The 24,303-nt window shown below is 45.8% G+C and carries 20 protein-coding genes, 1 tRNA gene and 1 pseudogene; 13 read left to right on the top strand and 9 right to left on the bottom strand.

Features of this window, described 5'->3' with window-relative positions; translation table 11 throughout:
- Positions 1 to 669: 669 nt before the first annotated feature.
- The 3 genes from I6E49_RS09210 to I6E49_RS09220 all read right to left on the bottom strand — a co-directional run bounded on the left by I6E49_RS09210 (position 670) and on the right by I6E49_RS09220 (position 3,158).
- On the bottom strand, positions 670 to 903 hold the full coding sequence (locus I6E49_RS09210) for a hypothetical protein (protein WP_235401902.1): 234 nt from the start codon (positions 901 to 903) through the stop codon (positions 670 to 672).
- 274 nt (positions 904 to 1,177) lie between these two features.
- On the bottom strand, positions 1,178 to 2,602 hold the full coding sequence (locus I6E49_RS09215) for an SLOG family protein (RefSeq protein WP_235401903.1): 1,425 nt from the start codon (positions 2,600 to 2,602) through the stop codon (positions 1,178 to 1,180).
- A 133-nt stretch (positions 2,603 to 2,735) separates the two neighbouring features.
- Entirely contained in the window at positions 2,736 to 3,158 is a 423-nt protein-coding gene (locus I6E49_RS09220) for a hypothetical protein (protein WP_235401904.1), read from the bottom strand.
- A 329-nt stretch (positions 3,159 to 3,487) separates the two neighbouring features.
- Here I6E49_RS09220 and I6E49_RS09225 point away from each other — a divergent pair, with 329 nt between their 5' ends.
- From I6E49_RS09225 to I6E49_RS09235, 3 genes are all read left to right on the top strand, one after another.
- Positions 3,488 to 4,219: a hypothetical protein gene (locus I6E49_RS09225; RefSeq protein ID WP_235401905.1), complete on the top strand. Its 732-nt coding sequence runs from the start codon at positions 3,488 to 3,490 to the stop codon at positions 4,217 to 4,219.
- 165 nt (positions 4,220 to 4,384) lie between these two features.
- Positions 4,385 to 5,266 (top strand): DNA-methyltransferase, encoded by an 882-nt coding sequence (locus I6E49_RS09230; protein WP_235401906.1) that lies wholly within the window; start codon positions 4,385 to 4,387, stop codon positions 5,264 to 5,266.
- 186 nt (positions 5,267 to 5,452) lie between these two features.
- Positions 5,453 to 7,015, top strand: coding sequence for an ATP-binding protein (locus tag I6E49_RS09235; protein ID WP_235401907.1), 1,563 nt, complete (start codon positions 5,453 to 5,455; stop codon positions 7,013 to 7,015).
- 107 nt (positions 7,016 to 7,122) lie between these two features.
- Here I6E49_RS09235 and I6E49_RS09240 read toward each other — a convergent pair whose 3' ends face one another.
- The gene (locus tag I6E49_RS09240; protein WP_235401908.1) at positions 7,123 to 7,542 is read right to left on the bottom strand and encodes a DUF3127 domain-containing protein; all 420 of its coding nucleotides are present in this window, start codon (positions 7,540 to 7,542) and stop codon (positions 7,123 to 7,125) included.
- A gap of 179 nt (positions 7,543 to 7,721) precedes the next feature.
- Here I6E49_RS09240 and dnaN point away from each other — a divergent pair, with 179 nt between their 5' ends.
- From dnaN to I6E49_RS09270, 6 genes are all read left to right on the top strand, one after another.
- Entirely contained in the window at positions 7,722 to 8,849 is a 1,128-nt protein-coding gene (gene dnaN, locus I6E49_RS09245; protein WP_235401909.1) for a DNA polymerase III subunit beta, read from the top strand.
- A 198-nt stretch (positions 8,850 to 9,047) separates the two neighbouring features.
- Positions 9,048 to 9,899, top strand: a complete 852-nt coding sequence (locus I6E49_RS09250; protein WP_235401911.1) for a 3'-5' exonuclease — start codon at positions 9,048 to 9,050, stop codon at positions 9,897 to 9,899.
- A gap of 156 nt (positions 9,900 to 10,055) precedes the next feature.
- On the top strand, positions 10,056 to 11,264 hold the full coding sequence (gene coaBC, locus I6E49_RS09255) for a bifunctional phosphopantothenoylcysteine decarboxylase/phosphopantothenate--cysteine ligase CoaBC (RefSeq protein WP_235401912.1): 1,209 nt from the start codon (positions 10,056 to 10,058) through the stop codon (positions 11,262 to 11,264).
- A 26-nt stretch (positions 11,265 to 11,290) separates the two neighbouring features.
- Positions 11,291 to 12,208, top strand: a complete 918-nt coding sequence (locus I6E49_RS09260) for a DUF4835 family protein (protein ID WP_235401913.1) — start codon at positions 11,291 to 11,293, stop codon at positions 12,206 to 12,208.
- A 3-nt stretch (positions 12,209 to 12,211) separates the two neighbouring features.
- Complete coding sequence (gene recN, locus I6E49_RS09265; protein ID WP_235401914.1) at positions 12,212 to 13,888, top strand: DNA repair protein RecN; 1,677 nt, start codon at positions 12,212 to 12,214, stop codon at positions 13,886 to 13,888.
- 20 nt (positions 13,889 to 13,908) lie between these two features.
- Entirely contained in the window at positions 13,909 to 15,582 is a 1,674-nt protein-coding gene (locus tag I6E49_RS09270) for a tetratricopeptide repeat protein (RefSeq protein ID WP_235401915.1), read from the top strand.
- 126 nt (positions 15,583 to 15,708) lie between these two features.
- On the opposite strand, the gene I6E49_RS09275 is transcribed toward I6E49_RS09270, so the two are convergent.
- Positions 15,709 to 16,524 carry a hypothetical protein gene (locus tag I6E49_RS09275; protein WP_235401917.1) on the bottom strand — a complete coding sequence of 272 codons (816 nt, stop codon included), beginning with the start codon at positions 16,522 to 16,524 and terminating at the stop codon, positions 15,709 to 15,711.
- A 221-nt stretch (positions 16,525 to 16,745) separates the two neighbouring features.
- Between I6E49_RS09275 and I6E49_RS09280 the strand changes: the two genes are divergently transcribed.
- From I6E49_RS09280 to I6E49_RS09295, 4 genes are all read left to right on the top strand, one after another.
- Complete coding sequence (locus I6E49_RS09280) at positions 16,746 to 18,026, top strand: replication-associated recombination protein A (protein ID WP_235401919.1); 1,281 nt, start codon at positions 16,746 to 16,748, stop codon at positions 18,024 to 18,026.
- Positions 18,027 to 18,030: 4 nt separating this feature from the next.
- Positions 18,031 to 18,990, top strand: coding sequence for a D-2-hydroxyacid dehydrogenase (locus I6E49_RS09285; protein WP_235401921.1), 960 nt, complete (start codon positions 18,031 to 18,033; stop codon positions 18,988 to 18,990).
- The gene (locus I6E49_RS09290; RefSeq protein ID WP_235401922.1) at positions 18,987 to 19,619 is read left to right on the top strand and encodes a trimeric intracellular cation channel family protein; all 633 of its coding nucleotides are present in this window, start codon (positions 18,987 to 18,989) and stop codon (positions 19,617 to 19,619) included. Before I6E49_RS09285 ends, I6E49_RS09290 begins: the two co-directional genes overlap by 4 nt.
- A gap of 126 nt (positions 19,620 to 19,745) precedes the next feature.
- Positions 19,746 to 19,823 (top strand) — tRNA-Arg (locus I6E49_RS09295).
- Positions 19,824 to 20,115: 292 nt separating this feature from the next.
- On the opposite strand, the pseudogene I6E49_RS09300 reads toward I6E49_RS09295, so the two are convergent.
- The 4 genes and pseudogenes from I6E49_RS09300 to I6E49_RS09315 form a co-directional block, all read right to left on the bottom strand.
- Positions 20,116 to 20,685: pseudogene (locus tag I6E49_RS09300) on the bottom strand (IS1634 family transposase); the annotation flags it as partial.
- Positions 20,663 to 20,821 carry a hypothetical protein gene (locus tag I6E49_RS09305; RefSeq protein ID WP_235401926.1) on the bottom strand — a complete coding sequence of 53 codons (159 nt, stop codon included), beginning with the start codon at positions 20,819 to 20,821 and terminating at the stop codon, positions 20,663 to 20,665. The pseudogene I6E49_RS09300 and the gene I6E49_RS09305, both read right to left, overlap by 23 nt.
- Positions 20,822 to 20,930: 109 nt before the next feature.
- Complete coding sequence (locus I6E49_RS09310) at positions 20,931 to 22,658, bottom strand: alpha-amylase family glycosyl hydrolase (RefSeq protein WP_235401927.1); 1,728 nt, start codon at positions 22,656 to 22,658, stop codon at positions 20,931 to 20,933.
- Positions 22,659 to 23,090: 432 nt separating this feature from the next.
- A complete protein-coding gene (locus I6E49_RS09315) occupies positions 23,091 to 24,044 on the bottom strand; it encodes a helix-turn-helix transcriptional regulator (protein ID WP_235401928.1) in 954 nt (317 codons plus the stop codon).
- Positions 24,045 to 24,303 lie beyond the last annotated feature (259 nt).

Here is a 24,303-nt window from a genome sequence, read left to right on the forward strand (position 1 = left end):
TGAGTTTTGAGTTTTGAATTGGTCGCCGATTTTGAATTAGGATTTTTGAGTTTTGAATGTTGAATTGGTCGCCGATTTTGAATTAGGATTTTTGAGTTTTGAATGTTGAATTGGTCGCCTACGGCGATTGTGAATTATTCAATTGTGAATTCAAAAATCGTCAATTCTTAATCGCAGGCGAAGCCGAGAATAACTCAAAATTCAAAATTCAAAACTCCTAATTCCGAATGTAGTCCTTTTGGTGTCTAAAAGGAGTCGTTTTGGACTGTAAAAGGAGTCCTTTTGGTGATCAAAACGAATCGTTTTGAAAGGCAAAAGGACTCCTTCTGTTTAGGCATCGTTTAGGCATCGTTTTGGCTTCGTTCATCCTATGTTATGCCTCCGTTGTGCCTCAGATACATTTCCGTTGCTTCTTCGTTGATTCTGTTATTGTTCTTCGAATCCCGAACGAATCCCGAACGAATCCCGAACGAAGGATGAACGAAGGATGAACGAAGGATGAACGAAGACCGAACGAGAACCGAACGAGAACCGAACGAGGACCGAACGAGAACCGAACGAGAACCGAACGAGGACCGAACGAGAATAATAACGTTGTATAGTGCATTTAACCCTAATCGGTCATTTGTGCCTTGAAACGATCGTATCATGCCTTGATACGACGTTTGTTCATTGCTCAATCTTCCATTTGCTGTTGCCGTACCATTCTTTGACTTCGCTTTCAATGATTGGCGAGAAGGGCCAGTCGCGCGTATGCATAAACGTTCGTTTCTGAGCGTCCCAATACCAGTAATGAGTAGAGCCAAGACGATGGCCCAAGTAAAGTCGGCATTCCTTCTCATCGTCGGGATGAGCCTTAAGATAGGCTATGAGTTCAGCGGTTGTAATCCATTCTTTATTCATTGTCTTTATCCGTTTGTTGTAATGTGATAGCAAAGGTCGTAGATCAAATGCACATCTGCAAATCATTTAGATCACCTTAGATCTTGCAGTCGGATATTTATAACCTTTTAGATCTTGCCGTTCTGCTTTCATCAGTAGAGTCTCAATAGTCGTTTTAGTAGTCCTAATAGCTGTAGGATGTTGTGCAGCTTACACAAAATGTAGTGTAGGAGGGCATGGTGTCCTCGCCGTGCCCTGAGCAAGCAAAGGGATGACCAATAGGAACATACCAATTTTAGTATTCTATTATCTTACACTGAATACCTTTCAATTTTGCTTTATTTATAAGTTCGCCAGTTATTCTTCCTTGTCTATTCCAAAATGCAATAATAGCATCTGCTTCATTTATCATTTCGTCCAAGAAATCCAATGCTCCCCTTTCTTTATACTTACCCCAATTTGCTTTGTGTTGTTCTACATGGATGTTCTTTTCCTCGGCATATTCATTTATCAGTTCTTTTGTAAAAGTTGATGTTCCTGCTAGGATTATTACATTATGGGTTTTTATCTTTCCTGACAAATAGTAATCTATTTTTTTCCGAAAAGTACTCTTGTCATGAAAATCGCTACTTCCTGCAATAATCACTTTGTATTCTTCTTTCTCGTTCTTATGTATTGCAGGTGCTTCATAACAGCGGAATTCATCGTTTGTAAAAATCCTATTATTATCAATGCTAAAACTGCTACATTGCTCTGCATAATTAGTGTTTGGATATTTGGGCTTGCCGTATTTCTTGCTAAGTCTACAAATTGGGTATTCTTCATGTATTGTCGCATAGTAGAATTTGCAAATATTGCAACGTCGAATTCCCTTATTCCAGTATAGCCAATGTAAAACACTTATTATTTCATTGCTACTATAAAAGTTTCCTAATACATTAAGTTCAAACAAAGAATTTTTTCTTAAACGATAATTTGCGTCTGAGCAATCTATTTGTGTTAAATATCCTTCTGCTATACTCTGTGGATTGTAAATATACCTTGTTATTGGCACTATTCGTTGTTTTTGAAATATTCTCTTGAATGAAATAAACTCTACATTAGAAAATTTTACATCCCAAGATGGTACAATTTCTTTTAATATTCCATCTGAAAAGATTTTATCCAAATCAGTTTCGTCTTTTATTTTTATCTCGATGATTTTTAATCCAGAATTTCGTTTTTCCTCTTCACATGCATGAGATACACATATTTCAATTAATATTGGAGGGATATTTGGATTCTTGCTGCTTGATAAAAGTAGATCGGCAACAAAGCCGTTAATAGAAACCTCTTCCTTGCAGGTGTCATAGATTTCTTTCAAGTTAACTTCATGTGGCAGATTGTCTTCTTTACATCGTTCATGTCTAAGCGCACATGCAGAATTGTCGCAAGCAATAGTTACTGGGTAGGATATATTAAAATGTTCAGAATTATAAAATCGTTCTTTTATAATTCTCTTGCCTAACTTGTGCAAATAAGTCTCACCAGAACAGTCTATATATTCTTTATGATAGAAATGAGCACGGCGTTTCATACTGCCTATAGCTCTAGGAAGTAAAATATTGCCACAACCAATACACCTATATGTATGTAGGTGTCGACTTTCACTCGTTAAACTATTAATGTTTACGAGTTTTCCATTTTCATCTAATGAATATTGATATTTTACTTCTGCCATGGTATAAATTCTATTAGATAATTTATGACGTAAAGTTCTTGTGTGTTTATTGAACTTTACGTCATTCACAGGTCTTCTGGTATTGATTTCACTCCTTAAGTGTTCATAAGGGAAATAATGACTTGAACCGTGCTTATTTGTCATAGATAGCAATCACCGGAACCGTCTTTACCATATCCTGCTGGGTGGTATAACGATAAGTGCCAACCTGTTTAAAGCACTTTCCCTTTGGTAATGAAATCACTTGATCATCGTAATAAGAGTTCTCTTCTGAAACTTGAAACATTACAACCATACCATATTCTGGAGCATCTTTTTCTGGAATAATATTATCATAAGTAGCTAATGCACTACCATCTGGTAATACCTGTATAACCTTGAAAGATGTTGCCTTTATTTCTTGTTTGGGGCTGTCAAAAAGTTGCACAGCTTGATTTTTTGTTTCCCCTTCAGAAAAATTCATAACGGTATAAAAGCTAATAGCAAATACAATTACAACACCTGTGATAATTCCTGCAACATAGGTGAGAATAAATTTTGTTCGAGTACTCATCATTTTGGTATTTAAGTTTAATTATTGGTTTTGTTTTATATATAATACGCAAAGGTACATAAAATATAATTACCCATTGTCATTTATTGTGTAAACTTTATAAAATGCTATTTGCTCGTTGGATGGGACTTCGCCGTTCCAGTAGATGTTTGGCTTGTGCTGTGAAGACTGGAGACATTCACAACTTATAAATGTTGCAACCTCTGATATTTAATTAGTAACTTCGTAGTAATTATTATAATGTTTCTTTCTCCGTTTTTCAAATGAAAATGCTACCTTTGTAAGAAGCTAGTACAAAGATAGAACAAACTATTCTCTAATAAAGTAAGACAATGGGACAGAAGAAATATACACAAACCCAACAGGTGATAGACACCCTACGTAAGTATGGTGGATATGCTACGCTTGGAAATTTGTATCATTTGGTTGATACTAAATCATGGGCTACTAAGACACCTAATGAGTCTATAAGAAGAATTGTGCAGAAGTCGGATGAGATTTTCAGAATTCAGCCAGGTCTTTGGGCTTTGGAAGAATGCCGTGATGAGGTTATGCGCAAGTTTGACATTCAGCCCACAGAGCAAGAAAGTGTTGACAAGTTTAATCATAGTTATTATCAAGGGCTTATCATTGAGATTGGCAACATGAAGCATTATAGCACCTATGCTCCAGCTCAAGACCAGAATCATAAGTTTCTTGACAAGCCGTTGAAAGATATTTGTACAACGGTTCATATACCGGACTTTTCGTTTGACAGTATCAAGAATAGAGCAAGAACTGTAGATGTGATATGGTTTAATGAGCGCAATATGCCCGACAGTTTCTTTGAGGTAGAACACTCTACAGATATTCAGAATTCTGTGGCAAAATTCTGTGACTTGCAAGATTTCTCCAGTCGTTTTTTGATTGTTGCTCCCAAAAATCGTGAGGAACAATTCAATAAGGTAATGAGTAGAACGGCTTTTAAAGATATGCGAGAGCGCATAAAGTTTCACAATTACGAGAGTATTTTGCAGCAATATGAACTTATGTGTAAGTTGCAGAAGAATGATGGGTTTATCTGATTCGTATGATCAATAATTAACACAGCCGTATATCGGTGGATGTTGCTATACGGCTGATGCGTAAACATTTGTAACTTATTGATAATGATCATTTTTGATCACAAAAGTCAAAGATTGATCTTTTCGGGTTCGCTTAAGTTTTTTGATATACTTTTGTGTCCGAATATGGAATATCAGAAACCGAAAACATATTATCAATCGAAGACAAATGACTTTGTTCTTGCTCATGGCGATTGCTTCAAACTCCTCAAAGAGTTTGACTTCAAGTTCGACATGATATTTGCCGACCCTCCTTATTTTCTCTCCAATGGAGGAATCTCGTTGCAGAATGGTAAGGTGGTGTGTGTGGACAAAGGCGATTGGGACAAGGGCAGGTCGCAAGAGGATATGATGGATTTCAATATGGAGTGGCTGCGACTGTGTCGTGACAAGTTGAAAGACAATGGTACGATTTGGATTAGCGGAACTTATCACAACATTTTCTCGGTGGCTAACTGTCTGACTACTCTTGGCTATAAGATTTTGAACGTGATAACGTGGCAGAAGACCAATCCTCCTGCCAATATATCGTGTCGCTTCTTCACGTATTCTACGGAATTTGTGATTTGGGCACGAAAGAAACAGAAGGTTGCCCATAAGTTCAACTATGGTCTGATGAAACAGCTGAACGATGGCAAGCAAATGACCGACGTGTGGCGTATGCCGGCTATAGGCACTTGGGAAAAGACGTGTGGCAAACATCCTACGCAAAAACCTTTGCGCCTTCTTGTTCGTATGATTCTTGCATCAACCAACCAAGGCGATTGGATTCTCGACCCTTTCAGCGGAAGCTCTACAACAGGCATTGCAGCCAACTTGTGTGGCAGACGGTTTGCAGGACTGGAGCAGGAAGAGAAGTTCTGCCGACTAAGCATGGCACGGCGAGAGGAAATAGAAAACCTGACAAGCTACGACCGGCTTGTCAAGCATATCGACGACTTGCAAGCTCTGCAGGATTGCAATGTGGTGAACGAGAATGACAGCGAGTGCATACAAATGCCATTTTAAGGACTGGGCATGCTGCAACGTAAGCTACGGCGGGGACGCCATAGCCACCTACAATTTTTGCGTTATGGCTTGCTTCTTGTCAAAATTGTTTCTATCTTTGCAAAATATTAATTATGCAAGAATGACTTTTATTTCAACTTTTATGCTGAAGGTTGAAAGTCCAACGAAGTTAAAGACAAGAAAATTATGGCATTGAAGTTATATCCTATAGGCATACAGACATTTGAGCGAATCCGTAAGGAAGACAAACTCTATATCGACAAGACGGAATATATTTATCGTATGGCCCATACCAGCGGTACTTATTTCTTCTTGGGACGACCACGCCGTTTTGGTAAGTCGCTCCTTGTCACTACGATGCAAAGCTACTTTGAGGGCAAGAAAGAACTCTTCAAAGGACTTGCCATCGAAAAGTTGGAAAAAGAATGGACGGAATATCCAGTGCTTCACTTCGATATGAGCGGTGGAAAGCACATGGATAAGGAGCAACTGGAAGAGTATCTGGATTATCGTCTGCAAGAAGAGGAAAAGAAATGGGGTGTCACGAAACCTGTCAAAGGGGCAAACAATCGTTTGATAGACCTCATCAATACTGCTTACGAGAAGAGTGGCAAGCAGGTGGTGGTGCTCATTGACGAATATGATGCGCCAATGCTGGATGTCGTGCATGAGAAGGAACAGTTGGATATGCTTCGCAATATGATGCGCAACTTTTATAGCCCGCTGAAGTATAGCGAGGCTAAGCTTCGTTTCGTCTTCCTCACAGGCATCACGAAGTTCTCGCAGGTTAGTATCTTCAGTGAGCTTAACAATATCATCAATATCTCAATGAGTGATGAGTATGCGGGAATTTGTGGCATTACCAAAGAGGAATTGCTGACACAGATGTCGGAAGATATAGACGAATTGGCAAAATCGCAAGAATTGACTCGGGAGGAAACGATTGCCGAATTGAAGGAAAACTATGACGGTTATCATTTCTCTGCCAAATCGCCTGATGTGTACAATCCATTCAGCTTGCTCAACTGTTTTTCGACAAGAGAGTTTGGAGCTTATTGGTTCTCCTCGGGAACGCCAACCTATTTAATCAAAATGATGCGTAAGTTCAAGGTCATGCCTACAAACATTAGCAAGATGTACGCCAAGTCTTCTGCCTTTGATGCTCCGACTGAGAACATGACTGCCATCACTCCTTTGCTGTATCAGAGCGGATACCTTACCATCAAGGGATATGATAAGTTTAGTAAGCTTTATACTCTCGACCTTCCAAACAAGGAAATCAAGGTCGGCTTGTTCGAGAGTCTCTTGCCTAACTATCTGGAAGGTATGTTTGCACAGAATGGTGATGTTGCCATCGCTCAGATGTCTGTGCTGATACGTCAGGACAATATGGATGGAGCCTTACAATTACTCCAGACTTTCCTCGGCACCGTGCCTTATTGCAATGTTACCAATTATGAGGGACATTACCAGCAGATGCTCTACATCATATTCTCGCTCCTTACGGGATACGTGGTGGATGTGGAGGTTCATACGCCAAAAGGAAGGTTGGATATCGTGATGCTGACACACACTCGCCTCTACATCATCGAACTGAAGTTGAACAAGAACGCTCAGGCCGCATTGCAGCAAATCAACCTCAAGAACTATGCTCAGCGTTTCGCCCTGTGTGGCAAGCCAGTCTCCAAGGTTGGTATCAACTTCGACTCTACCACTGGAAATATCGAAGATTGGGTGATTGAAGAGTAGGAATATTGTACACGAAAAGCCCTCTTGTCTTTCAGCATGCTGAAGGCAAGAGGGCTATATTTATTTGGTTGGTTTTGTCGAAATGTCGTTGCTAAGCGGTCGGCGGCTTAGAAGGGCAGATCGTCTTCTGAACTCTGCTCGGCTGCGGGTGCTGCAGACTGTACGGGAGCAGCAGGCTGTGCCGGAGCTGCGGGCTGTGCAGGAGCCGGGCCGAAAGCTGCGCCTGGAACTACACCAGGCTGCATGCCTACTGATGCGGGATCAACCTGACGCACGTCGAAAGCGCGGATGCTGTTAAACCAGCGTCCGTTGTACTCGTGAGCGTCGATGTCGAACGATACGTTCACTTCCTGGCCCAACTGTATGTTGAAACGGCTGATGCGGTCGGCACCGAATACGCTGAACACCATCTTGCGCGGATAAGCGTCGTGAGTCTCGATGACGTAATCCTGCGCCTTCCATTCACCACGTGCTGAAACACCGCTTTTCGGTTCCATTACGGCGATAACTTTTCCTTGAATCTCCATTTGTCTTTGATTGTATTTAATGTGTTATAATTGCGTAGTATATATTTTATCGGAGTGCGAAATTAATAAAATTGTTCAAGATAGAAAAACTTTTGTTGTAGTTTTTGTTTTTGGTGTTGCTTTTTAAGCATTTTTCATTACCTTTGTACCCAAAACAATAATATAAAAACATACGAACAATGCAATTCACATTATCAAGCGGAACGCTAAATGCGCGACTTCAGACCCTCGTTAGGGTTATCGGTGGCAAGAACGCCATAAGTATATTGGACTGTTTCCTTTTCGAGGTTGCCAACAACACCCTCACCGTCACAGCAAGTGACGCGGAGAATGTGATGCAGGCCACTATAGAACTCGACGAGTGCACAGGCGAGGGACGCTTCGCCCTGCCTAATCATACTATACTCAATGCTGTGAAGGAGCTGCCCGAGCAGCCGCTTCAGATGACTATCGACGACCAGAGTCTGTCGGTGGTTGTCGACTACCAGAACGGTTCGTTTGGTCTGGCTGCCCTGGCTGCCGATGACTACCCGGAGATGCCAGCCATGAGCGACGACGCTACTGTGCTCACGCTCAGCCAGCAGCTCTTGGCTGAAAACATCTCACGCTCGCTGTTTGCTACTGCTCAGGACGAGATTCGTCCGGTGATGGGCGGTATTCTGTTCGACCTCAAGGCCGACGGACTTACCGTTGTGGCTACCGACGGACACAAGCTGGTGCGCAACCGCATACTCGATGTTGTGGCTGAGGAAGAGCCTACATCGTTCATCCTGCCGCAGAAGCCGGCGCAGTTGCTGAAGGGTGTACTTGCCAAGGGAGAGGGCGATGTTGTGGTGCGCTTTGCTGCCAACAGCTGCGAGTTCAAGTATGACGGAGGCGAGTTCCGCTGCCGTCTGATCGAGGGTCGCTATCCCAACTACAACTCGGTGATTCCTACCAACAACACCAACTGTCTGACTGCCGACCGCAAGACCATGCTCGGTGCCTTGAAGCGCGTATTGCCGTTCTCAAGTGAGAGCAGCCGTCTGGTTCGCTTCCACCTTGAGAAGGGGCTGCTGCGTCTGCAGGCTTCTGACATCGACTTCGCCACAAGTGCCAAGGAGAGTATTGCATGCGAATATAATGGCTCTACTATGGACATCGGCTTCAAGGGCGACTCGGTATGCGAGATTCTCAACAATCTTAATAGCGACGAGGTGACCGTGCAGCTTGCCGACCCAAGCCGCGCAGGAGTGTTTGTACCGGTAGAGCAGCCTGAGAATCAGGAAATCCTGATGCTCATGATGCCAATGTTGCTGAACGACTAAATAGAATTAGGAGTTAGGAATGTTGAATGTTGAATTAGTGCGCTTCGCGCATTAGGAATTTTAGAATTCCGAATTGAGAGTTGTCAATCAAATCAACATTGAACAACTCAAAATCGGCAAAGCCGACTAATTCAACATTCCTAATTCAAAACTCAAAATTCAAAATTAATACAGCGGCTCTGCCGTTTATATTATATAATGAAACTAAATCTTACACGACCTCTTGTTGTCTTCGACCTTGAGACAACAGGACTTGACCTCGTGCGCGACCGCATAATCCAGCTTTCTTACATTAAGGTTATGCCCGACGGCGAGGAACGACGCGAGAACCTGCTCGTAAATCCAGGTAAGGCCATTCCGCAGGAAGTAACTGAGCTGACCGGCATCAGCAATGATGACGTGAAGGATGCTCCTACATTCAAGGAGATTGCTCAGAAACTGAATGAGAAAATGAAAGACTGCGACTTCGCAGGATATAACTCCAATCACTTCGACATTCCGATGCTCGCCGAGGAATTTCTGCGTGCCGGCATCGACTTCGACTTCTCGAAGTGCCGACTCATCGACGCTCAGACTATATTCCATAAAATGGAACGCCGCAATCTGGCTGCCGCATACAAATTCTTCTGCGGACGCAAGATGGAGGACGACTTCACCGCTCACCGTGCCGACGAGGATACTGAGGCTACCTACCGTGTGCTCATGGCTGAACTCGACATGTATGCTCCTGATGTACAGGATGAACCCGACCGTGTGCTGGAGAACGACATGGACTTCCTGGCTGAATTTTCAAAGCAGAACGACAATGTGGACTTTGCCGGTCGCATAGTATGGAAACCGTTGCTCGGTGCCGATGGCAAGCCATTGCTCGACAAGGACGGCAAGGAACGCAAGTTTGAGGCTTTCAACTTCGGCAAGTATAAGGGACGTTCGGTGGCTGACGTGCTGCGTGCCGACCCTGGCTACTATAGCTGGATGATGACAGGCGACTTCACATTCAACACCAAGCAGGTGCTGACACGTATCCGCCTGAAGGGATTTAATAAATGAATTAGGAATTTTGAGTTTTGAATTTTGAATTAGTCGCGGCTTAGCCTGCGATTATGAATTTTTGAGTTATGAATTTTCAATTCAAAAATGAACAACTCAAAATCGGCAAGGCCGACCAATTCAAAACTCAAAATTCAAAACTCAAAAATCAAAACTATGCTAAAAGGCAAGAAAATAGTATTGGGCATAACAGGCTCTATAGCCGCCTATAAGTCGTGTCTGCTGATACGCGAATTCGTAAAGCAGGGAGCTGAGGTGCAGGTGGTGATAACACCTGCCGGTAAGGAGTTTATCACTCCCATTACGCTGTCGGCTCTGACACACAAGCCCGTGGTGAGCGAGTTCTTCTCGCAACGCGACGGCACGTGGAACTCGCATGTCGACCTCGGATTGTGGGCTGATGCAATGGTGATAGCTCCGTGTACTGCCAGCACTATGGGCAAGATGGCGCACGGTGTGGCTGACAATATGCTCATCACTACATATCTGTCGATGAAGGCTCCGGTGTTCATAGCTCCAGCCATGGACCTCGACATGTATCGACACCCGTCTACACAGGCCAATATGCAGACTCTGCTGTCGTACGGCAACCATATCATCGAGCCGGCTGACGGTTTTCTGGCAAGCGGACTGGAGGGTAAGGGACGTATGGAGGAGCCGGCTGTGATAGCACGCCGCATATCCGAATACTTCGACCGTCAGGACTGCAACTCGCCATTGGTGGGCAAGAAGGTGATGATAACCGCCGGCCCTACATACGAACGTATTGACCCAGTGCGCTTCATAGGCAACTACTCGAGCGGCAAGATGGGTTTTGCCATTGCCGAGGAGTGTCGACGACGCGGTGCCGACGTGACGATAGTATGCGGACCTGTTAGCCTGAAGTGCGATGACGGCATACGGCGTTTGGATGTGGAGAGCTGTGAGGAGATGTATCAGGCTGCTACACACGAGTTTGCCAATGCCGACGTGGCTGTGCTGGCTGCTGCCGTTGCCGACTTCAAGCCTGCTGATATAGCCGACCGTAAGATAAAGCGCGAGAAGGACGACCTTGTGATGCGTCTGTGTCCTACGCACGACATTGCTGCGGCTCTGGGACAGGCAAAGACCGAGCGCCAGACCATCGTGGCTTTTGCGCTTGAGACCAACGACGAGGAGGCAAACGCACAGCGCAAGCTCGAAAAGAAGAATGCCGACTTTATCGTGCTCAATAGTCTGCGCAACGAAGGTACGTGTTTCCGCACCGACGACAATCAGATAGAGATAATCAGTCGTACGGACAAGAAGCAGTATCCCAAGTGCTCGAAGGCTGAAACGGCTAAATATATTGTGGACGAGATTGAGACCACAGTAAGCCGCAAATAGTCATAACTATACATTATATATATAATATGTCAATTCGATTGCTAACATCGTTTGTCGCCGCCGTGTTGGGTGGGGTAGGGTGTGCCGACGTGCATGCTCAGGAACTCGATGCACGCATCAGCATCAACCACTCACAGGTGCAGGGTACTGACGCAAGCGTGTTCGACGATCTCGAACAGAATCTGACGCGGTTTGTCAACGAGCGCCAGTGGACCAGTATGCAGTTCTACAAGAACGAGCGCATACAATGCAGCTTCAACATAACGGTGACAAAATACGACAAGGCATCGAATGTGTTCACATGCAAGGCTGTGGTGCAAGCCAACCGACCCGTGTACAATGCCTCGTACACCACGACGCTGTACAGCAATACCGACAACGACTTCAACTTCGAGTATGCGCAGTTCGACCAGATACAGTTTAACGAGGAGCAGGTGGACAACCAGCTCACGGCGCTCATGGCTTATTATGCCTATCTGATTATCGGACTCGACCTCGACTCGTTTGCTCCGATGGGAGGTGAGGATGTGTTGCAGCGGTGCATGAATCTGACCAACAATGCTCAGAACCTCAACTATCCGGGATGGAAGGCTTTTGACAGCAGCCGTAACCGATTCGCCATAATCAACGACTACCTGGACGGAGCGATGAAGCCATTCCGACAGTTGCAGTACGACTATTATCGCAACGGACTCGACGTGATGGCGACCAACGCCGACCGCGGACGTGCAGCCATAACGACGGCGCTGGAGGAAGACCTTAAGAAGGCACATGCCGACCGCCCATTGAGTCTGCTACCGCAGATATGGACCGACTACAAGCGCGACGAACTTGCCAACATATATCGAGGCAAGGGTACGCAGAAGGAGAAACAGAGTGTTTATGACATATTGTTTGGTATCAATGCCAGCCAAAACACGGCTTGGGAAAAGATAAAGGAATAGACTATGCTGAAAAAACTTGACATAAGAAACTTTACGCTTATAGACCATCTGGAGATGCTCTTCTATCCCGGATTCTCCGTTATCACGGGCGAGACGGGAGCTGGCAAGAGTATCATCATCGGGGCTATCGGACTGTTGCTGGGCAATAGGGCTGACACCAAGATGGTGAAGCGTGGGCGCGACAAGTGTATCGTCGAGGCAACGTTCGACCTTAGTGTGTATCACTCGGACGTGCTGAAGGACTTCTTCGAGCGCAACGATCTCGACTATGAGCCTGAGGAATGTCTGCTTAGACGCGAGGTGAACGCCAACGGCAAGAGCCGGGCTTTCATCAACGACACGCCGGTGACGCTGGCGCTGATACGCGAACTGGGCGAACAGCTCATCGACATACACAGCCAGCACCAGAATCTGCTGCTTAATCGCGAGGACTTCCAGCTGAATGTGGTGGACATCATCGCCCACGACAAGAAGCAATTGGCCGACTACCAGGTGTCGTACGGCAAGTATCGCAAGGCGCAGGACGAACTGGCACGTGTGAAGGAAGAGATTGAGCGCAATCGTGAGAACGAGGACTTCCTGCGTTTTCAGCAGAAGGAACTCGCCGACGCCAATCTTGTAGACGGCGAACAGGAGATGCTCGAACAGACGGCTGAGATGATGAGTCATGCCGAGGACATAAAGCGTGTGCTGCACGAGGCCGACCAGTGTCTGGCTGGCGAGGATATGAGCATTGTGAACGAGGTGCGCCAGCGTGCGTCGCAGTTGCGAAGCATAGCCGACATCTATCACGAAGCGCAGGAAATGGCCGAACGACTGGACAACTGCTATGTTGAGCTGAAGGACATTTCGCAGGAGATAGCATCGCATATAGACGATGTGGAATTCGACCCCGTAAAGTATAACGAAACTACCGAACGCCTCGATACTATCTACTCGCTACAGCAGAAGTATCATGTGGCTACTGTTGAGGAGCTTATTGCCAAGAAGGCTGAACTCGACGCACAGCTCGGCAATATCGATAATAGCGACGAGCGATTGGAGGAGTGCAAGCAACGTGTTGAGGCGCTGAAGACTGAGTGCACGCAGAAGGCTGCTGTGCTGAGCGAGGTGCGCCGCAAGGCTGCCGTAGAGGTAGAAGGCGAACTTGCCAAACTGTTGGCTCCGCTGGGCATACCCAATGTCAGGTTTAAGGTGCAGATTACTACCGGCGAACTTGCCCAAAAGGGTGTAGACAAGGTGATGTTCCTATTCAGTGCCAACAAGAGCACCGACATGCTGCCCGTATCGCAGGTGGCTTCAGGTGGTGAGATTGCACGTGTGATGCTGTCGCTCAAGGCCATGATAAGCAAGGCGATAGGATTGCCTACTATCATATTCGACGAGATAGACACTGGTGTGAGCGGACGTGTGGCTGAACAGATGGCGCATATCATGCGTGGCATGGGCGACGTTAACCGACAGGTTATCTGCATCACCCACCTGCCGCAGATTGCTGCTTACGGCTCTACCCACTATAAGGTGGCTAAGCACGAGGCTGAGAGTGGCACGGTGAGCACGATGACACAACTCACGCCCGACCAGCGCATAACGGAGATAGCCCAAATGCTTAGCGGTAGCGATGTGACACAGGCGGCTATAGACAACGCCAAGTCGCTATTAATGAAAGAAAAGAAATAAAAGTATATAGAATATTTATTATGAATCGATTTTTTGTTACTGTCTTTGCAGCTTTTGCTATGGCGGTGGCATCGTTTGCCCAGCCGTCAGCTGTCAAGAATGCTGCAAAGTCAACGTTCCGTCTGGTATGCTATGACGCGAACGGCAACCGCAATGCCGAGACTTACGGTGTGTTCACATCGGCCGACGGCGAGGCTGTTGCACCATGGTCGGCACTGTCGACGGCAGCTCGTGCCGAGGTGGTCGACTTCAATGGCAAGACATATAATGTACGCACACTGGTTGGCGTAAACGAATTGTATGACGTGTGCCGTTTTCGTGTAGATGCTTCAAAGACTCAGCCGGCTGCAATGGCTACTGCAACGGTGCCTGCCAACTCAAAGGTGTGGCTCGTCAACTTTGCCGACAAGAAGGTAAAGACCGACGAGTATTCGGTGGAGCGCAGCGAGAAGTTTATGGACAAGTATGCCTACTACATCTTTGCTTATAACGACAAAAGCGGTGTGGCTGGCAGTCCGTTTGTCAATGCCAACGGTCAGGTGATAGGACTGTTGCAGCAGTCGGAGACCAACATCGAGACTCATGCCGTAGACCCGCGTTTTGCAACGACACTGGCATTCAATTCTTTGGATGTGACTCGTCCCGATTACAACAAGACAGCTATACGCATGCAGTTGCCCGACGACAGCAAGCAGGCGCTGCTGATGATTATGCTCACTTCGGAGCGTCAGGATTCAGCCAAGTATGTGGGCTATATCGCCGACTATATTGCTAAGTTCCCGCAGCAGGTGGACGGATATACTACGAGTGCTTTGCGCAAGAGCAGTAATGGCGACTTTGCCGGTGCCGATGCCGACATGAAGCAGGCGTTGAAGCATGCTACAAACAAGGCTGAGGCTCATGCCGAATATTCGCGCGTGATGTATCAGAAGCTTATCTACAGCAACGACTCGCTGTATAAGGAGTGGACTCTGGACAAGGCTCTCGGCGAGGCTGAGGAGGCTTATAAGATTGACCCGCAGCTGGCTTATCGCCACAGCGCTGCCCAGATACTCTTCTCGAAGCGTGAGTATGACAAGGCTTACGAAATATTCGACCAACTGTCGAAGACTTCGTTTGCTAATAGCGAGGTGTTCTACGAGGCTGCCCAGTGTAAGGCGCAGCTTGGTGCCAAGAACGAGGAACTGATAGTGTTGCTTGACAGTGCTGTGGCACGATGCACCAAGCCATATACATCGGTGGCTGCTCCGTATGTGCTTGCACGCGGACAGATGTACGATGCCATGAAGGACTATCGTCGCGCCTTGGCCGACTACAACGACTACGATACTATAATGTATGGTCGTGCCAATGCCGATTTCTACTTCACACGCTACAAGTGTGAGGTCAATATGCGTCAGTATCAGGTGGCTCTCAACGACATCGCACACGCCGCTTATGTGTGTGAGCCGCAGATGCGCCCCATCTATCTGGCTGAGATGGCTTCGCTACAGCTTCGTGTAAACATGCTTGACAATGCAGTGAAGACTGCCGACCTCTGCTTGCAGCTGGATGCCGACAACACCGACGCCCTACTTATCAAGGGTTTAGCCCTCGTAGGACTGAAGAAGAAACCTGAGGCTATGGAGTGCCTGCAACGAGTCAAAACTCTGGGAGACCAGCGTGCCGATGAGTATATAAAGAAATACAAATAAAAAAAGCGCTTGAACACTAAATGTTGTGTTCAAGCGCTTTTTAATATTGTTATAATCTAAATGTATTCAAATTTTGAAAATTCAACATCGGCGTTAGCCGACCAATTCAAAACTCAAAATTCAAAATTAATAATTGTCGTCGTCGTCGGTAACGTCCTCAGCCTCAAGATTGAGGTCTTCGGGGTCAGTATCGAATGTGGTGCGATAACTCTCCTCTGTGAGCTTGTCCTCATCGAATGTATCGTCGTCATCCTCATCGTCGTACTTGTCCGCTGGCAAGTCGAGATCTTCTTCGTCTTCTTCGTCTTCGTTGTCGTAGCTCTTGCTCTTCTTGGTACTCTCGCTTTCGAGGCTTGCAACCGGCTTCTCCATTTCAGGTTTCTCCTTAGCGAAGATGGCCTCAACCCATGCGCCCTTGGCTATCTCGAGCACCTCAAAGCCGTCGTTCACCTTCTTCTCGTACATTCCGCCCGGCTTGTGCAGACGATCCTTAGGCAGTGTAGTGGTGCTGATGTCGAATCCGCTCTCGATGATGTCCTGAATGCTCTGAGAGAGAGAGTCCCATCCACCGCCAAAGTTGCGGTCGAGCACTTCGATGAGCTTAGCAGCCGAGATGTGACGTATGTTCTCGTATGTAAGGTCAGTGACGCGCATAATCTGACGCTTCTTGATACCCCACTTGCTGTTGTCGCCTTCGTCAGCACCCAGCGAACCAATCTTGAAGCCGCGAGCTTCGTATTTCTTGATTACTTCAGGGCGGTCAATCTTTATCTCTTCTATCTCGAAAGCGCTTTTGATAACATCAAAGTAGTGTCTCTTGTTGTCCTTGAAATCAGATTCCTTTCTGGCCGATTCCCACATACGTAAGATGTCATTCTCCTGCAATTCCCATACATTACTCTTTGTTAGAGTCTTGAGTGTCAAAGCTTTCTGTTGTTTCATATATTATTAATTTGTTTTCGTTTTTTGTTTTGTTTAGTCTATCTTGCTCATCTGCGCTATCTCCGATGGAAAAACGTGCTGCAAAAGTATATACTTTACTCCTAATTCACAAGTTTTTATCGAAAAATATAATAGGTCGAAGCTATAAAAAATCATGAGTTAAGTTTTTTGAATACAAGTGTTGCGTATATCATTTATATTTAATAATTTTGTCAAGATTTATGAGTGAACCTTTAGCTGAGAGAATGAGACCTCGCACTCTTGACGATTATGTCGGGCAGAAACATTTGGTGGGCGAGGGGGCCGTCTTGCGCAAGATGATTGACGCAGGGCGCATATCGTCGTTTATATTGTGGGGACCTCCGGGTGTGGGCAAGACCACGTTGGCGCAGATTATAGCCAACAAACTTGAGACTCCATTCTACACACTGAGTGCCGTAACGTCGGGTGTGAAGGATGTGCGCGAAGTGATAGAGCGTGCAAAGAGCGGACGTTTCTTCAGTTCGGCATCGCCAATACTGTTTATCGATGAGATTCACCGCTTCTCGAAGTCGCAACAGGACTCGTTGCTCGGTGCCGTAGAGCGAGGTGTGGTGACGCTGATAGGTGCCACAACAGAGAATCCATCGTTTGAGGTGATACGCCCATTGCTGTCGCGCTGTCAGCTGTATGTGCTCAAGTCGCTCGACAAGGACGACCTGCTCGAACTGCTTCAGCGTGCCATTACTACCGATACCGAACTATCCAAGCGCCACATCGAACTGAAGCAGACAGACGCCATGCTGCGCTATAGCGGTGGCGACGCGCGCAAGTTGCTCAACATCCTCGAACTTGTGGTTGAGGCCGACAGCAACGACCATGTTGTCATCACCGATGACATCGTGGCAAGTCGTCTGCAACAGAATCCACTGGCTTATGACAAGGGGGGCGATATGCACTACGATATCATCTCGGCATTCATCAAGAGCATTCGTGGCAGCGACCCCGATGCCGCCCTCTACTGGATGGCACGAATGATAGAGGCTGGCGAAGACCCGCAGTTCATAGCCCGTCGTGTGGTGATATCTGCTGCCGAAGACGTAGGACTTGCCAATCCAAACGCCCTGCTGCTTGCCAATGCCGCCTTTGATGCCGTAATGAAGATAGGTTGGCCCGAGGGACGCATTCCGCTGGCTGAGGCTGTGGTATATCTCGCCACAAGCCCCAAGAGCAATTCGGCATACAAAGCTATCAACGATGCCCTGTCGCTGGTGAAGCAGACCGGCAATCAGCCAGTGCCGCTGCATCTGCGCAATGCTCCCACACAACTCATGCAAAGCCTGGGTTATCACGACGGATATAAATACTCGCACGACTATCCAGGCAATTTCACACCCCAACAATACCTCCCCGACGCTTTGGTTGACAAACGCCTATGGCATGCCCAACACTCGCCAGTAGAGGAAAAATCATATCAACAGATGTTGCGCCTTTGGGGCGATAGATTTAAAGATAAAGATTGAAAAAATGAAAATAGTAGTATTAGACGGAAAAGGTGTTAATCCTGGCGATATGTCGTGGAGCGGCATAGAGCAGTTTGGCGACCTTAACGTATATGAGCGCACTGCGCCCGATGAAGTTTTGAGTCATGTTGGCGATGCCGAGATTGCGCTCACCAACAAGACTGTATTCAGTGCCGACACCATTGCACGCCTCACCAATACTAAATATATAGGTGTGCTGGCTACAGGATATAATGTGGTAGACCTTGAGGCGGCTTCACGCCACGGCATCGTAGTGACAAACATTCCTGCCTATAGCACCGACAGCGTGGCGCAACATACATTTGCACACATTCTCAACGTAACCAATCAGGTTGACCATTACGCACGTGCTTCGCGCGACGGAGAGTGGAGCCGTTGCCCCGACTTCTGCTATTGGGACAGTCCGCTGGTAGAGTTGGCTGGCAAGAATATTGGTATTGTAGGATTGGGACATATCGGTATGAAGGTGGCTGCTATAGCTCTCTGCTTCGGCATGAACGTGTATGCATATACAAGCAAGAGTCCCGACCAGTTGCCTCAGGGCATAAAGAAGGCAACGATGGAAGGACTGCTGAGCATAAGCGACATCATCACCCTCCACTGTCCGCTAAATGAAGAAACCAACCGACTCATCTGCGCCGACACTATACAGTATATGCGCGATGGCGTGATAATAGTGAACACAGGTCGTGGACCTCTTGTCGACGAGAGCGATATGGCGGCAGCACTTAATGCTGGCAAGGTAGGAGCCTACTGTGCCGACGTGATGTGCTCAGAGCCTCCCTCTGGCGACAATCCGCTGTTTCGTGAGCCACACGCCTACATCACACCGCATGTGGCATGGGCATCGGTAGAGGCACGCACCAGACTTATGAGTATTGCCGAGAACAATATCAAGGCTTTTCTTAATGGAACACCACAAAATGTAGTGAACAAAATATGATGCCTAACGAAGAACTTTACGGCCCTTTGCTCAATGTGATAGAGTTTTTGGGAACATTTGCCTTTGCCATTTCGGGTATACGCCATGCAGCAGCTAAGCGTTTTGACTGGTTTGGAGGATTTGTATGTGGCGTTGCCGTGGCCATTGGTGGCGGTACGCTGCGTGATATGATGCTGGGAGTGACGCCTTTCTGGATGACATCTTCCATATACCTCATCTGTACGTTTATGGCACAGCTGTTTGTCATCGTCTTTGCCCGGTCGCTAAAGCGATTGGACAATACATGGTTTTTCTTTGACACATTAGGTCTGGCTCTCTTCACGGTAGCCGGTCTGCAGAAGACGCTTGATTGCGGTTATGCGTTCTGGGTGGCGATAATAATGGGAACCATAACTGGATCGGCAGGCGGTGTAATACGTGACGTGTTGCTCAATAATGTGCCCGTTATCTTCCAGAAGGAAATATACGCCATGGCGAGCGTCACAGGAGGTTTAGCCTATTGGGGACTCGTGGAGTGTGGTTGTGACATGACAGTTTCGGTCATCATCGCATTCTTCCTCATCGTGGCAATACGCATCCTCGCTGTGAAATATCATATCTCGCTGCCTGTGTTAAAGGGCGAAGAATAATATATTCGCCCCTAACTATAGTACTATTTATAGTTAAAAGATACCTCTATAGCAATTTTTTTGCATAAAAGTCGAGTCTGTTTTGGTGGATTAGAAAAAAAACATTACCTTTGCACTCGATTTGTAGGTTCCGTAGCTCAGTTGGATTAGAGCAACAGCCTTCTAAGCTGTGGGTCTTGGGTTCGAACCCCAACGGAATCACCAATCACACATTTTGCATTACATCTGATAATACCGATAACAGCTTCTCAATCAAGCCGTTATCGGTATTTTGCTTCGTGTAAGTTGCTGACTATAAGCGTATTATATACGTGTACGTGTTTATAAAACGTTTTACGTCGCAGCGTTCGAGTACACCTGCATATATCGGCTTTCTGCGCGTTTCGGACGCAATTTTGACGTATTTATATTACCAAAGTATTACCAAATACCAAAAATTGTATTACCAAATGCGTGATTCTATTCCCGATACATTATGAACAATTTCCTGACTTCATTATCGTGTCACCCAAAAATTTTTGTCAAAGAGTTTAGCTATTTTCTGATGCCTTGCCATCAGCATGGTTTGGGTGTAAACCTCCTTGTTCAGAGGTAGCTTAATTTGTATGGTTGTTATTGTCTTTGCCAATGCAAGCACCTTGTCTACGCTCATCTTAATCTCTGAGACTTTCAGCATACGCTCCAGTTCCTTGTATACTTTCAAAGCCACAAAGCAGATACATATATGAGCCTCGATGCGTTTGCGTGTAAAGTGAAACATGGGGCGTATCTCTATCTTTGATTTGGCTATACGGAAAGCCCGTTCTACGTGCCAAAGGTTGTGATATGCTGTGTATACATCCTGTATTGGTATATCCGTATTGGTGAGATATCCTTTTAGATCGTCCCATTTGGAGTCATCAGCTACACGATCATAATTGATGGCGACTTTCACCTCACCATCCATGGATAAAAACTTATTGTAACCTCTTTTGTTGATGTTGCCTTTAGTGAGCGCACCAAGCTTGTAAGCCTTTTCCAATCTGCGTATTCCCTTTTCTCGGTTATAGGCATCTTTCTTTTGCTTCTTTGACAAGATATTCGACCTCATCTTCATTATATGCAACACCAATTGTGACAAGTTCCTTCATATTGCCACCGATTTTCTCAACAACAATAACTCCGATATTTCCAGAACGATGTCTTTTCTTTCTGATAAACATAGTTAAAAAACCTTTTGCGTCACCCAAAATTAGGTGACGCAAAGATACAAAATATTGTTTATCAATCAGTTATAAAATAAGTGTTTTTTGAGTGACGAAGTCAGGAGCTCTATCTTTCCACCTTGAATATGGCGGCACTTATGCCAGAAGCTTTAATCACATCAGTCTTTTTTCCTGATTTATACACAACCTTTCCTGTGGAAAGAACAGAAACTGCCTTACCACCAACGGAGCTGATATTGAGAGAGGCTGCCTTGGCACCAGGATTCACGACAACAACATACTTCTCCTCACCCAAAGTGCGCTCATATACCATCGGATATTCCTGCCCCTTCTGGTTCAGGAGCTTCCAATCACCCTCATTGTCAAGAGCCTTTGCAGAATGACGCAAAGCGGTCAACTTACGGGTATATGACAACAGAGAATTCTGATCTCCCTGCTGAGCTTCAACGGTCAACTTTCCGTTTTCCGTATCTACAGGAAAGTAAAGCTTATCGGGTGCACTCGTAGAGAAGCCGGCATTCTTGCCCTTGGTCCACTGCATCGGAGTACGGGTACCCGAACGCTCATTGCTACCCTCCTTGTTAGGGAGATTCATCTGATACTTCATACCAATCTCATCACCATAATAGATAAACGGAATACCAGGCATGGTGAGGAAGAAGGTCATCGCCACCTTCAACTGGTCTGGCGTGTTGCGGGTACCGATGTTAGGGCGCTGGTAATCGTGGTTGGCAGATGGAACAGCGATGTAGCCGAGATTCTTGGTGGCATTGAATGCCTTGGTATAGTTCTCGCTAAACTCCTTGAGCGAACCCTTGCCCTGCTTGTCGAAATAGCAGTTCTGGTAACTCTGCTCCCACTTGCCCCATGGAGTCTTGCGGTCGAAGAACAGAGAGGCATAGCCCTTGAGACCGAAATGGATGTAGAAATCGATGTTGAAGCCGGCAGGAATGGCTTGCTGCGGATTAGCCCACTCAGAAATCAAGACGGTCTCTGGATAATACTTATCCTTCCAGGCACGCATCTCATTCCAAAGCTTGGAAACCTCCTTCTTGTCAGGGTCGTTCTTGACAAGCGATGACGCCATATCTACACGGAAGCCATCCACACCCTTATCAAACCAGAAAGCCATGATGTTACGTATTTCCCTGCGGACAGCCTGTGGTCCTGGAGCATCTACGCCCTGCTCCCAAGGATGATTTGGATCTGGATGAGCAAAACCATAGTTCAAGGCAGGCTGGCACTCGAAGAAATTCTTCTCATAATACTTGGCACGAGGAGCATTAGCCTCCACATATCTGCCTCGGGTACTAGACTCCGGACTTGCCTCCTGATGACGGGCTTCTATTTCTTTCTTCTCACTCTCAGGGATATCATTCATCCAGATATAATAGTCGCTGTAACGCTGGTTAGGATCTTTCGCGGAAGACTCCTTAAACCAGGCACACTTGGTACTGGAATGTCCTGCCACCAGGTCGAGACAAACTTTCATGCCACGCTTATGGGCCTCATTGACCAATGTAACCAAATCGGTATTGGTACCGAATCGAGGATCCACCTTGTAGAAATCGATGACATCATAGCCACCATCAAACCATCCCGACTCAAAGATCGGATTGAGCCAGAGGGCGTTCACCCCCAGAGACTTGATGTAATCCAACTTGGAAGTGATACCCGGCAGATCGCCAATACCGTTGCCATCAGTATCCATATAGGAAGATGGATAAATCTGATAGAAAAGTGCATCACTCAACCAAGCCGGTCCCTTCTTCTGTTCTGCCTGAGCAGAAAGTGTGGTTGCCGCCAAGGCAACAACCAACAACATTTTATTCATTCTTTTCATGAGCATTATTATTAATTCAAGAAAAACTTTCATAACAACTTAAAATCCTGCATTTTATTGTGCAAGTTGGCATTTTTGCGATTGCAAATTTAATAGTTTTTTCAAGATTTCCTAACCTTATTAATAAAATAGTGGAACAAAAACGACAAAAAACGCAATAACTACCTCATTATCAAACAATTTTCTTCTTTAACAGAAAAAAATCCACATTTTCACCCTTCATCCTATGTGGGCCATTGCTCATATCATTCCTTACATATTATATTAAGTATGGGAATGGTTAGTAATAAGTAGGAAAAGATTGATTCATAAAATAATAAATCCCGGTAGGAGATAGCATGCAGCTATTCTCTTGCCGGGATTTTTAGTAATGTAGCTTAGCCCCTTGAATTTCCCATTTTCCTGGAGAGAAACTTAAAGCCCTTATTCCTCCCCATTCAGGCATTCGCCCGTCTCATAACTCTTCGTCATATCCTTTAAGATACCAATCATCTCCTGCCTCAAGCTCTCAGGCTTCAGTACGATGATATTTCTGCCATGCCACAACAGTTCCTGAAGGAAATCACGGCTGGGCCGAACGGTGAGGGTATATTCCCGATACATTCCATCTTCCGACTCCTTTACTTTCTGCTGGCTCTCGTGCAGCGGAACCTCCTCGATGTAGTTGTATTCCGGATAGAAGGCACGGATGCGGATTTTCTCCACGGGCACTTCTTCCATCCGATAGATGCCAAAGCAATCTTCATAATAATTCTCTGGAGTCAGGAACTTCTTCATCTTTGCCGGCAACGGATGCTTCTCGCAAATAAGCTTCAGAAAACTGATGCGGTCGAAAGGAAGAACCCGAATGAGCTTCCTCCCATCCTGTTCAGCACTTGAATTTTTAACTCCCACAACGTACCACCGTTGTTTGAAATATCTCACGAAAGCCGGTTGCAGAATAATATCACTCTCTGCTCCAAATCCCGAAACGTATTTAAACTTCAGCAGATATTGCTTATCTATCGCTGCAAGAATATCATCCAGATATTCCGTATTGTATGGCGGTGTATCGAGCATCACCTTATTGTGAAACTTCAGCATATCACCAAGCGAAGCCAACCGCAGGGAACTCAGCATCCATTCCGTCACATCATCATTAGCAATCGGATCACGCTTCAGATAATACCGATAGCCGTCGCTCTTGTCGCATTTCACAGTAATGCCAAACTGCGACTGGATATTATCACGATAACGATGGAAGGTACGCTTGTCCAACTCATCCTCATCCTGATTAGCGTTGGCATCACGCCACTCATTAGCAATCTCCTCAAAGGTAAGATGCTTACGATCCAAGAGGCCAATCAGCCAACTATAGAATTTTACACGATTGTCCATTATCTCTAAATATTTACAAGAAATGCCTAAAAAGAAAAGGAGAAAAGATAGCCAACAAAATGGTAATGCTAAATGCTGGCGTTTCTGACTTTTGTCATATACCAATGCGCGATACACTTGTGCCCGATGCTTGAAATGAACTGTGAACAAACTCGTCTCTTTGCATGAAACACATGAATTTTTAATAACCTGAGTTCGGGATAAGCGACTGTCGTTTTTCTTGCTATGCTAGATTTCCGATAGGTGCATATTACATTTG

The sequence above is a fragment of the Leyella stercorea genome (genome assembly GCF_021531655.1).